Source organism: Acinetobacter sp. YH12249, assembly GCF_013417475.1.
Lineage (GTDB): Bacteria > Pseudomonadota > Gammaproteobacteria > Pseudomonadales > Moraxellaceae > Acinetobacter.
Genome location: NZ_VPDX01000001.1, coordinates 35,643 through 47,531, shown reverse-complemented (window position 1 = coordinate 47,531; position 11,889 = coordinate 35,643). Strand labels below are relative to the sequence as shown.

General features: G+C 44.5%; 11 protein-coding genes. 3 read left to right on the top strand and 8 right to left on the bottom strand.

Annotation, left to right across the window (positions count from 1 at the left end):
- Positions 1-103 precede the first annotated feature (103 nt).
- A complete protein-coding gene (locus FTV25_RS00250; protein ID WP_180002570.1) occupies positions 104-631 on the bottom strand; it encodes an ankyrin repeat domain-containing protein in 528 nt (175 codons plus the stop codon).
- 186 nt (positions 632-817) lie between these two features.
- Positions 818-2,332 (bottom strand): catalase, encoded by a 1,515-nt coding sequence (locus tag FTV25_RS00245; RefSeq protein WP_180002569.1) that lies wholly within the window; start codon positions 2,330-2,332, stop codon positions 818-820.
- Positions 2,333-2,559: 227 nt separating this feature from the next.
- Between FTV25_RS00245 and dtd the strand changes: the two genes are divergently transcribed.
- The gene (gene dtd / locus FTV25_RS00240; RefSeq protein ID WP_004281259.1) at positions 2,560-3,000 is read left to right on the top strand and encodes a D-aminoacyl-tRNA deacylase; all 441 of its coding nucleotides are present in this window, start codon (positions 2,560-2,562) and stop codon (positions 2,998-3,000) included.
- Positions 3,001-3,100: 100 nt separating this feature from the next.
- Here dtd and FTV25_RS00235 read toward each other — a convergent pair whose 3' ends face one another.
- From FTV25_RS00235 to serB, 3 genes are all read right to left on the bottom strand, one after another.
- Entirely contained in the window at positions 3,101-3,580 is a 480-nt protein-coding gene (locus tag FTV25_RS00235; RefSeq protein ID WP_004281258.1) for an SCP2 sterol-binding domain-containing protein, read from the bottom strand.
- A gap of 140 nt (positions 3,581-3,720) precedes the next feature.
- A complete protein-coding gene (gene aciT, locus FTV25_RS00230; protein WP_034703185.1) occupies positions 3,721-4,056 on the bottom strand; it encodes a ciprofloxacin tolerance protein AciT in 336 nt (111 codons plus the stop codon).
- A gap of 417 nt (positions 4,057-4,473) precedes the next feature.
- Positions 4,474-5,694 (bottom strand): phosphoserine phosphatase SerB, encoded by a 1,221-nt coding sequence (serB, locus tag FTV25_RS00225; RefSeq protein WP_180002568.1) that lies wholly within the window; start codon positions 5,692-5,694, stop codon positions 4,474-4,476.
- 77 nt (positions 5,695-5,771) lie between these two features.
- Between serB and FTV25_RS00220 the strand changes: the two genes are divergently transcribed.
- A complete protein-coding gene (locus tag FTV25_RS00220; protein ID WP_159124187.1) occupies positions 5,772-7,025 on the top strand; it encodes a hypothetical protein in 1,254 nt (417 codons plus the stop codon).
- Between the two features lie 76 nt (positions 7,026-7,101).
- On the opposite strand, the gene FTV25_RS00215 is transcribed toward FTV25_RS00220, so the two are convergent.
- From FTV25_RS00215 to mhpT, 3 genes are all read right to left on the bottom strand, one after another.
- On the bottom strand, positions 7,102-8,076 hold the full coding sequence (locus FTV25_RS00215; protein WP_180002567.1) for a bile acid:sodium symporter family protein: 975 nt from the start codon (positions 8,074-8,076) through the stop codon (positions 7,102-7,104).
- A 107-nt stretch (positions 8,077-8,183) separates the two neighbouring features.
- Complete coding sequence (pncA, locus tag FTV25_RS00210; RefSeq protein WP_180002566.1) at positions 8,184-8,813, bottom strand: bifunctional nicotinamidase/pyrazinamidase; 630 nt, start codon at positions 8,811-8,813, stop codon at positions 8,184-8,186.
- A gap of 233 nt (positions 8,814-9,046) precedes the next feature.
- On the bottom strand, positions 9,047-10,252 hold the full coding sequence (gene mhpT, locus FTV25_RS00205) for a 3-(3-hydroxy-phenyl)propionate transporter MhpT (RefSeq protein WP_180002565.1): 1,206 nt from the start codon (positions 10,250-10,252) through the stop codon (positions 9,047-9,049).
- Between the two features lie 728 nt (positions 10,253-10,980).
- On the opposite strand from mhpT, the gene dapA reads away from it, so the two are divergent.
- On the top strand, positions 10,981-11,880 hold the full coding sequence (dapA, locus tag FTV25_RS00200; RefSeq protein ID WP_125278859.1) for a 4-hydroxy-tetrahydrodipicolinate synthase: 900 nt from the start codon (positions 10,981-10,983) through the stop codon (positions 11,878-11,880).
- Positions 11,881-11,889 lie beyond the last annotated feature (9 nt).

The following is an 11,889-nucleotide window of genomic DNA, read 5'->3' as shown; positions in this document are numbered from 1 at the left end:
ATCCCGCATTAAAGCATAAAAGTTTAGGCAATATTGCAGGATTTACGTACAGCTAGCTGAATTATCGACAAAAGTTCAAGAAAATAAACTGCTTCCTGCTCGGTTATTTGGCTGCTTTCAGCCCGTTTTCCTGTTCCTTGATAATTTTCTGTAGCTGCTTTTCCTGACCGATCACCTTGGCAAATTCAGCTGTGGTTTTTTGCCCGGTTTTCTTAGCTTGGGCATCACAGTCAACCTGACGCAGCTGTTTGGCAATGGCAAATTCCATTTTGAACAAGGCACCCATCAAGGCTGTATTGCCACGGTTGTCCCGGGCGCAGCGGTCTGCCCCTTTGGCCAGTAAGGTGGTCACAATATCCTGATGGCCATAATAGGTTGCCATCATCAACGAGGTATAACCATCTTGATTGCGTACATCGACTGGAAAGCCGTGTTTTAAAAATTCATTGATCACTTCGCTATTGCCGATTTTAGCGGCAGCAAAAAACAGATCGATCAATTCCTGTTGTGAGGTCATCTGAACGCTTACCGCAGTTTTTGCAGGGGAGACATTCTTCACTTCAGCAGCAGTTGCGAATGCGGAGCTAAAAGCAAGAATACTGGCTAAAAATGCATATGGCAGAACTTTCATGATGAACTCCAATAGAAATCGAAAGGAAAATTTAAGTCTTGAAAGACTCAATTGACCTGAGATGGAATAAAAAACGGAGTGCCTGTAAAACTCCCCCTAGGGTGCAGGAAAGGTTTGGAGTATTACAGGACTTTTTGGAGGTGATACGCTATGCCCTAGTCACCAGTTCCTCAAGACCAATCGGGATTAGTCTTTTAATTTTGCAGCTTTGGCTTTAACGATGGCGATGTCACCATTTACAGCTTTAGTCATGCGCATACCGTAGTCAGCATCTGCCTTATAGAAGTAAGACAACATGATGTGCTTGGTTTCTGAATCTTTGACATTGCCCAGATCAGCCGCCAGGTTCATGATCAGGTCATCTTTCTCTTTGGCAGTATATGAACGGTACAAGTCACCTGCTTGCTTGAAGTTTTGCTCTTTAGTACCGATCTGTTGCACATGACCAGTCAATGGCGTTTCAACTGCACGCGCTTTTTCAGTCGCCGGTTTTGGCTCTTTACGGCTTGGCTCGTAGTTCACATCAGAGTCACGTTCAGACACATTCATGTGACCTTCCTGGTTATTGTTGTTCACATTCACCACAGGACGGTTTACCGGAATTTGCTGATGGTTCGCACCTAGACGATACATTTGTGTATCTGAATAAGAGAAGATACGGCCTTGAAGCAAACGGTCTTCAGATGGTTCGATACCTGGGACCAGATTACCTGGTGCAAATGCAGCCTGTTCAGTTTCATTGAAGAAGTTCTTCGGCATACGGTTGAGTGTCAATGTACCGACTTTCACTTCTGGAACCAGTTTGGTTGGCCAGATTTTGGTTGGGTCTAGCGGATCGAAATCAAAGCTGTTCAGATCTTTAGGATCAAGCACCTGAATATACAGATCCCATTTCGGGAAATTACCTGCATAGATGTTGTTATAAAGATCATTGGTCAAGTGATTGAAATCTTTACCTTGTTGCGCAGCCGCTTCTTTGACATTTAAGCCCTTCACGCCCTGTTTAGAGCGGAAGTTGAATTTCACGTACTTGTATTCGCCTTTGTCGTTATACAGTTTGTAGGCATGTACACCAAAACCGTCCTGTTCGCGGTAGCTGGTTGGGACACCTTGCTTGCCATAAACATAAGTCAGCATGTTGGTTGCCCAAGGCTGGCTAGACAGGAAGTCAAACACACGGTTGGCATCTTGTACGTTGGTGACGGGGCTTGGTTTCATCGCGTGGATGAAGTCCGGGAATTTGATCGCATCACGGATAAAGAAGACTGGTGTCTGGTTACCGACCAAATCCCAGTTACCTTCCTGAGTATAGAATTTGATGGCAAAACCGTGCGGATCACGTAGGGTTTCTGGTGAACCTTTACCATGAATGACAGTAGACATGCGCACAAAAACTGGAGTTTTAGTACCGGCCTTGAATAAAGAAGCAATTGTTAAATCAGACAGATCTTTAGTCGTAACGAATTCACCATAAGCCCCTGCACCACGTGCGTGAACCACACGTTCAGGAATGCGCTCACGGCCAAAACGTTGCAGTTTTTGAACCAGTTGCACATCTTGTAGCAAAGTTGGACCTTGTGGACCCGCAGTGATCGAGTTCTGGTTATCACCGACTGGTGCCCCGTTATCTTTGGTTAATGGTGCAGCTTGTGCAGCTGTCACCGTTGCAAGCATTGCAACAAGTAATGAACGCTTAAACATTTCTAAATTTCTCAATTTAATACCTTTCCTGCATGCAGCTAAGATACTTGAGAGCAAAAAATAGATAAAACAGATAATTTTTATGATTATGATCGTGTTTTTAGATAGTTTAAAATATTATCAATGCTAATCAATCAATTAAGCCCATTTTTTAGACATTAACTTAATAACAGATGAGTCTGATCTTGCTACAATGGCGGCAATTTTGAATCTGACTAAAATTGATTATGCGTGCATTATTACAACGGGTACTGGAAGCCAAAGTCGTGGTCGATGGTGAAACCACCGGAGAAATTGGCAAAGGTATTCTGGTTTTTCTAGGTTTAGGTAAAGAAGACAATCTGGAAAAAGGCAAAAAACTGATTGATAAGATATTGAAATACCGTTTCTTTGATGATGAGCAGGGCAAGATGGGCTGGAATGTCAGTCAGGCCGGTGGCGGTTTACTGCTAGTGTCCCAATTTACCTTGATGGCGCAAACTCAAAAAGGCTTACGTCCGGATTTTGGTCCCGCCATGCCGCCAAGCGATGCCAAGGTCTTGTATGAACAGCTGGTTGAATATGCGCAGAGCCAGTTCGAAAATGTACAAACCGGTATTTTTGCGGCCGATATGAAAGTGCATCTGGTCAATGATGGGCCGGTAACGTTTAATCTGGAAGTTGAATAAACCGTCATTGTTCCAAAATGAAAAAAGCCCTCTTGATGAGGGCTTTTTTATGATAATCCTTCCCTAGCCCCTCCTTTAATTAAAGCAGGGGGATTAGGAGTTATTTACCAGTTTTCTCTTTAATAAACTGGCGTGCCATTTTCACTTTTTCTTTGACCGGTTTTGGCAGTTTAGGCGGAATCATTTTCGCAACCTGGTTAAACCAGACCAGCAGACCAAAATCACCTTCCATTTTAATCGTGCCACTTTGCATACCGGTCATGAATGCAGTCGGATCACCTTTGAGCAACGTTTTTACGCCCTGTTCACTGTCAGCAAATTGCAGTACAAAATCAGCTTTTTCTGCATCACCTGAAACAGTATCAATATGACCATTATTCACAACGATCTGACGTGCCATTCCTTCATCTGTTCCAATCTGAATACGGAACTGGCGTTCATGTACCAATTCAATAAATTTCGGGCTGGTACGCGCTAACTGCTTCATACGTAATGCAAGACCTGCGACCAGCAAATCAAGTGGATCGGTACTGAGGTCAACCAGAGGAAGTTTGAGCACAGGAATGGAGGACAGTTTCATGGAATTATGCCTATTCTAATTGTACGAAAATTGACAAATATCCTAGCATAGATCAAAGCCAGGCAGATGCAGGACTTTGTATCATATTTCTAAACGAAAAATGCACCCGCAGGTGCATTATTTCGCTGATATTAGAGAACTTAACGGCTAGATAGCTGCTGCTGGTCATCTTCATACACTGGTGTATGTTCGATATAACGGCGTTTAGCCAAAGCACGCTCTGCACGTCGATCTTCACGCAATAACAGTAAGGTCACTACGACCATCACGGCCGTTAAAGCTGTCAGATAGCTATATGTCATCGGGAGCTCAAACAAGGCTTGAGTACCTACTCGAATCACTTCGATCAGGCCCCAGGCTAGCATTCCCGCAGCCATAAAACTTAACCAGCGACGATAAGGCGAGAAGAAAACAGCAAGCACAGCCGCGGCGACTAAACTAAAGCCTACGAGAGTTGCTAGATTCGCTGTTACCATATAAACCCCTCCATCCAAAAGGATAGTGTGTATGCTTGATATTGCAACCGTCCTACCTATTGAATTTCGTTAAATCAATAAAATGGAATGTGTTGATTTGTATCTCTATGCATGCATTATGCTGAGTTTTTTGCATAAAAAAAGTCCTGTTTTCTCCCCTTACGACATACTCTGTCGCGATATTATTTTGTCATTACATTTTTTATTTTCACAGTATTTGTGGATCAATTGCTGCGTCGATGTTGGCGTGTCATTACAAAATCATATGCCCTTTCATCGACTTAAAAAAAATATTTTCCGTTTAAGATGATCGGGGTATTTATAGACAAGCTGCGCCGTCCCTCGATAAAAGTTAAGCTAAAAATATAAAAAAACGCGACCCTAAGGCCGCGTTGGATTTCACCGAAAAGCTATGTGTTACGCGCGGCTCAGATCTTTATCATGTACACCGAGCAGGTAGAGCACACCATCCAGACCCACGCTGGAAATGGCCTGATTGGCATTCTGACGAACCAAAGGCTTGGCACGGAAAGCCACACCTAGGCCCGCAATTGAAAGCATTGGCAGGTCGTTGGCACCATCACCTACAGCAATGGTCTGTTCCAGAGAAATTCCCATATTGTCGGCAATTTCGCGGAGTAATAAAGCCTTACGTGCGCCATCTACAATATGACCTTTGACTTCACCCGTCACCACGCCATCCTGCACATCCAGAACGTTGGCATGTACTTCATCAATTCCCAGTTTGGCTTGTAGATATTCTGCAAAATACTGGAATCCACCAGACAGAATTGCGGTACGGTAGCCCAGTGCTTTCAGGGTGGAAATCAGGCGTTCTGCACCTTCAGTCACGGTCAGACGCTCAGCAATTTTTGGCAATACCGATGCATCCATGCCTTTTAATAAAGCAACACGGGCACGGAAACTTTGCTGAAAGTCCAGCTCGCCCTGCATCGCGCGTTCAGTGATTTCAGAGACTTGGATGCCGACACCAGCTTCAATTGCCAGCTCATCAATCACTTCCTGCTCGATCAAGGTCGAGTCCATGTCAAAGCAGACCAGACGACGGTTACGGCGATAAGCATTATCTTCCTGTACTGCCACATCGACATTCAGGTTATTCGACAGGCTTAAGCAGGCTGCACGCATGGCTGCTGCATCCAACATCTGGCCTTTCAGACCAAACTGTACACAGGCACGTTTAGGGCCAGTATTGGAACCATCCAGCTCAGGACGGCCAGAAAGACGGGTCACGGTTTCAATATTGAAGCCCTGACTCGACACAATCTGGGTCACGGCTTGCAGATGAGAGGCATTTAATTCCGGGGCCAATGCCGTTACGATATAACGCGTGCGGCCACCCTCTCTTACCCACTGTTCATATTCAGCAGCAGAGATTGGTTTAAAGCGCACTGTTAACCCGATATCATGTGCTAGAATCAGGATTTCCTTCATGGCTAATGCTGTTGCAGTTTGGTCATCAGACGATACAACAATACCTAAGGTCAGTTGATTATGAATGACCGCTTGCCCCACATCTAGAATCTGTAAGGAATGAGCGGACAAAACCTGCATTAATCGTGTAAATTGATTAGGCTGGTCGGGTCCTAAGAATGATATAAGAATGATTTCTCGCATGAATTGACTCGGGTCTGAGCTACAACTATTGTTAGAATCATAATCGAAATTGAACAGAATTGCCTTGGAAGTTTACGTTGAATGCGCCTAGACAAGGGCTATTTGCTAGCCTACTGATTGTAAGTTTTGCTCTGCATACCTTTTTACTGGTATTGGCAACGACTCACCAACTGAATGATAACCGTGCCAACCAGGGACAGCTCATGACGAGCCAACTGGTCACAGACAGCCTGGCGGAGCTTGAACCGGCGAACCGCGTTTCTCTGGCACTTCTGGCCAACCGTTATGCGACTAACCCAAGCGTTGCCTCAATTCGTATCCTAGATGCGAATGGTCAGGTTTTAGCCACTGGTGGACTGACCAAGACTCGTGATGGGGAAGTTTTTGTCCGTGATGCCCTGCAAAACGAGAAAAAAGTCGGTGTGATTGAAATCACCCTAATTGAACCAAGTATTGGTGAAATTCTGCGGACTCAATGGCTTGCCATTCTGTTCTCTTTTATTATTCATGGTTTGCTTTGGGTCGGTTATCGTGCGGTAGCGCGTCCAAGCCGTACCGAGTATCTGGCACGTATCAATAATGAATCGCGACTGAAATTCGAGATTCAGACCTTGACTCAGGCATTAGAACAGGAAAAGCATAATGCTGCCCTCGCCATTGCCCAGGCACAGCAAGCCCTGAAAAACAAACCGAAAGAAAAAGACAGTAAACCTGTGGTCCTAGATACCGATAGCCTGAGCTTGAACATTCAGTTCTATGATCCAAAACAGTTGCTAGATAGTGTGAATAAGACGGTATCGGTTCCTTATTTCAATCTGTGCCAGATTTTCCTGAATAAAGCGACTGAACTGTGCATCCAGCACTACAAACTGAACAGCACGGATATTTGTACCGTACACAAGTTTGATGAAAAAGGTGCCAGTATCAGTATTGCGGCAGAGAAGCCAGATGCCCTCGCCTGTCTGACCATGATCAGTTCAGTATTCCAGTTGCTTTCAGAAGTCCTGTATAAGCGTTATCGCGAAGAAAAACGTTTTGTCCTGCAGACACGTAGCGCAATTTCTTCAGCCGTTGAAGAAATGCAGCTTAATTCCGTTCAGGCTGCAGAACGTCTGGTTCAGCAACTAGTCGCTAAGGAAAGTGCACTGCATGTTCCTAATGCCCTGTTGAAACAAATCGCGGACCACTTTGAGCTGGTCAGCATGCCAAATCCGACCAATGTTCTGACCCGTCATGCCTTTGTGGTCAATGGGATGGATGCGGAAAGTGCTGAACTAGCGCAAAGCTTCAGAACCGAGATTCTCAAATCGAAACAGTCTAAAGCGTCCTAAGTCACAGAAAGCAAAAAGCCCGATTGAATATCGGGCTTTTTATATGAGAGAAATAAAATCTTCAGCAGTCAGGATGTTATCTATCTGCGGAAGTATCTTGTGCTGATGCAGATTCAATTGTCTTACTTTTGGCGGCCCAGTACGTCGCCAAGGCGGGTCCAGAAATGTTATGCCATAGGCTGAAAATAGCACTTGGAACCGCAGTAATGGGAGACGCGGCAAAATGGGTCGCAGCCAAAGCTACCCCTAAACCGGAATTCTGCATTCCCACTTCAATCGAAACCGCGCGACAATCGATTTCTGCTAACTTAAATATTCGGCTGGCCCAATAACCCAGTAAATAGCCCATTCCATTGTGTAAAGCCACAAGACCCAAAATCATTAAACCAGATTCCAGAATCTGGGTTTTACTGCCGGCAATAATTGCCGCCACAATTGCGACAATGGCAATCACCGAAATTACTGGCATTACCTGGATATAGCCTTCTACCCTGGTTTTTAGAAGGGCACGGACAATCAAACCTAAAATGATTGGAAACAGCACCACTTGCAGAATCGAAATCAGCATGGATAAGGCATTAATTTCAATCCATTGGCTGGCCAGCAGATAAAAAATTGCCGGAGTCAAAAGCGGTGCCAATAAAGTTGATACCGAAGTACACGCCACAGACAAGGCTGTATTGCCTTTAGCCATATAGGTAATCACATTTGATGCCGTACCACCTGGACAGCAGCCTACCAGAATCACACCAATCGCAATTTCAGCCGGAAGCTGGAATAGCTGACAGAGCAAAAAGGCTAACCCTGGCATCACCATAAACTGAGCCACGACCCCAATCGCAACGGCCTTGGGACTTTGCAAGATACTTTTAAAATCACCTGGCGTCATGGTCATGCCCATGCCGAACATGATCAGACCCAGCATCCAGGGAATATAGGCGCGTAACCAGACAAAAAGATCCGGCAGCATCAAGGCAATGGCTGAAAACAGAATGACCCATAGAGCAAAGGTCTTTTGGACAAACTGGCTAAATTGAAGAAGTGCTGACATGGGAAAATCCAAGTGTCATGAAAAAGAAATCAAGGCATCTGTGGATGCCTCAAAGTAAACAAACCATTGCATAATGGCAAATGGCCCTAATCGCCTTAAGTCAGCGCTTAGGCAGCATTAATAATATCTTTCAGATAAATCCGTTTTACACCCTGTGCCAGCATGTCCTGCCAGGCATGTTGTAGCGAACCGTTCAGGTCTATACCTTTGGTGGCATCCGCAATGACATAGGCCTTAAAGCCGAGTTTGCAGGCATCCATCGCAGTCCAGGCCACACAAAAATCAGTCGCGATACCCACGATGAATACGGTATCAATACCGCGCTCACGTAAATAGCCGGCCAGACCGGTACTGGTTTTTTGATCAGCTTCCATAAAGGCGGAGTAACTGTCGATATTTTGATGAAAGCCTTTACGGATAATCAGTTGGGCTTGCGGAAGGTTCAGCTCCGGATGTAATTCAGCATCTTCAGTTCCTTGTACACAATGACTCGGCCAGAGTACCTGAGAACCATAATCCAGCTGAATCGTGTCATAGGCTGCTTGAGCAGGATGATTGTCTGCAAAGGAAATATGCTCTGCCGGATGCCAATCCTGAGTCAGTACAATATTCTGAAAGTACTGCCCCAATCGGTTGATATTCGGAATAATCTGATCGGCATTGGTAACAGCCAGATTTCCACCTGGGGTAAATCCTTTTTGTACATCCACTACAATCAGCGCCGCATTCTGCATCATTTTCATCCCTTGAAATCTGAGTTTGCATCCAAGCATAGCCTAAAACTAAAGAAAATTTTTAGTCCTTTAGGTAAAAATAGAATGATTCTGCATTCTGATAAAATTCATGATGAGTTAACTGTAAAAGCTATTGCTCTCCAAAACATAGAAAGAATTTGTCTTAAGCTGAACTGATACTGGAAAATAAAAAGCCTGCATCAGTGCAGGCTTTTCGGATATTCATCTTTTTATTTTTAAACCTTGGTACGGCTGACCAGGAGTAGCATACATACCGCAGAGATTACGATACATGGAATCGCTGCCGAGATCACCCCTGCTGCACCGAAGCCTGCTGTCAGTAGCTGACCCGCAATTGCAGGGCCAAGCATGGCGCCGATACGGCCAACTGCGGAAGCAACACCTACCCCTGTACCACGTACTTCAGTTGGGTAAACGATACTACCGAAGGCATAGAGTACACCCTGACAGCCAATCACAAAGGCACCTGCCAGTGCTGCGGCCATGTACATTTGCTCAAGTGAGCTTGCACCGTTCAACGCTAATAGACCCGCCAGGATACCGCCGTACATCAATAGAATGACATACGCTTTTTTCAGGCGATCCGTCAGCATACCCAAAATCACGGTACCAATCGTTGCAGTCACCATAAAGTAGAACTGTGCAGTTGAACCATCTTTACGGGTGAAGCCCAGTTCCATGAACAATGATGGCAACCAGCTCAACATAATGTACACCACCATCAGGGTGAAGAAGTAGCTGACCCAGATGCAAAGCGTACGAAGCAAGTTGTCAGAGTTAAACAGATCCTTGAATGAACCCTGAGGAGATGCTGCACGTTCTGCGGCTGTCTTGTTTTGTGCCTTTATGTATTCTTTAGATTCAGGCAGACACAACATCATCAGTGGAATCACAATGATGGGCAATAAGCCACCTAAGTAAAAAACATTTTTCCAGTTTGCACCGAATTCAGTTGCTGCGATTAAAGACAAGATTGCTGCACCGACTGGCATACCACAGTACATCAGGCCCACGGCACGTCCACGGTTTTGTGGAGCCACGGCTTCAGAAGCCAGCGTGATTAAGATTGGCATTGCACCGCCAAGACCCGCACCCGCCAGAAAACGAACTGCCAGCAAACTGTGGAAACTGTTCACCCACACGGTACATAAGGTAAATAGCGCAAAAATTGCGGTTGACCAGATTAAAACTTTCTTACGGCCAATACGGTCCGCAAATCGACCACCGACCAGTGCACCAGGCAATAAGCCCAGAATCCCTGCACTAAAAAACACACCCAATTGTGAGCTATCCAGACCAAAGTGCTCACGAATACCAGCAGCGGCAATCCCGGCAGCCTGAATATCCAGGCCTTCAATCACAGCGATCAGAAAGCAGATCCCTACCGTGATGATCGCGTGCTTATTGTCTGATTTTTCCATTGGAATATCCTTGTTCAATCAGCGTTCAAAAGAGAGGCCATCATCTATGAGCGCTCAAATAGAATTAACTACCAATAAGTTGAACAATTTGCTCGGATATACTGAAAAATCCAGAAAATTGATGACCTTAAGATGCTGTTCGATAAAGTCAAAAAAGCAATTAATGAGAAGTATTAAAATCCCAGTATTTTTGGATTTAGACTTATACATCAAACCCGGAAATTCAACAGTGAGAAAAATTCGGGGCCGATCACTAATACGAAAAAAAGATTAGTTCAGGTATTTTTGCTTTTTATTCCTCATAAATGAGGTTTATTGTTCGATATATTTTAGCTCTTAATTCATCGAATATAAATATTAATACTCCCCTAAAACGCCATAAAAGAATGTTTTCTAAATCTATTTAATTCACTTAAGTAACTTATTCTTTGTATTTTTTCCTGAAAAAATGAATTCATTAGCTTTCATCCTGCTGGAGGATAAAGGATGATTTGGACAGCAAAAAATCATAACGATTAAAACTTGATTGTTGCCTAGAGGCTTTGTATAAAGAATTCAGTGGCTTTTACTAAAGCATATTGTTCTTATGCGTTTGATCAGTCATAATTTGCATAAGCAATATTCAATTCAGTGCAAATCTATTGAATTTGCTACAAATCAAAATACAAACCCATCCCAAATATGTTTTCTCATTCTCTTCGGATGGACAAATAGGATAGTTTTTTAAAATGACTCAGCAAGCACAGACCATTCAGGGTTCCATTGTCGCAATCGTCACCCCCATGTTTGAAGATGGCAGCGTAGATTGGAAGGGTCTCGAGAAGCTGGTTGAGTGGCATATTGCAGAAGGCACTAACAGCATTGTCGCGGTTGGTACTACTGGTGAAGCATCAACGCTCAGCATGAGCGAGCACACTCAAGTGATCAAAGAAATCATTCGTGTTGCCAACAAACGTATTCCTATCATTGCCGGTACAGGCGCAAACTCGACTCGTGAAGCAATCGAGCTGACTCAGGAAGCCAAAGAACTTGGCGCTGATGCTGCCCTGCTGGTTACTCCTTACTACAACAAACCGACTCAGGAAGGTCTATACCAGCATTATAAAGCGATTGCTGAAGCGGTTGACCTACCTCAAATTCTTTATAACGTTCCAGGTCGTACTGGCGTAGATATGGCCAACGAAACCGTGATTCGTCTGGCAGATATTCCACAGATCGTAGGCATTAAAGATGCAACAGGTGATGTAGCCCGTGGTGCTGCCCTGATTGAAGGCCTGGCAGGTAAAAATATGACTGTTTACTCAGGTGATGATGCAACTGCCTATGAGTTAATGGGTCATGGTGCCAAAGGCAATATTTCTGTGACTGCCAACGTTGCACCAAAAGTCATGAGTGAAGTATGTGCTGCTGCCATTGCAGGCGATGCGGCACGTGCTGAAGAGCTCAATGCTCAGGTTGCAAATTTACACAATATTCTATTTTGCGAATCAAACCCAATTCCTGTGAAATGGGCTCTCCATGATATGGGCTTAATTGGTACAGGTATTCGCCTTCCATTAACACCACTTGCAGAACAATATCGCGCTCCGCTTCATGAGGCACTTGTAGAAGCGAGCGTCATTAAATAAAGAGCAACG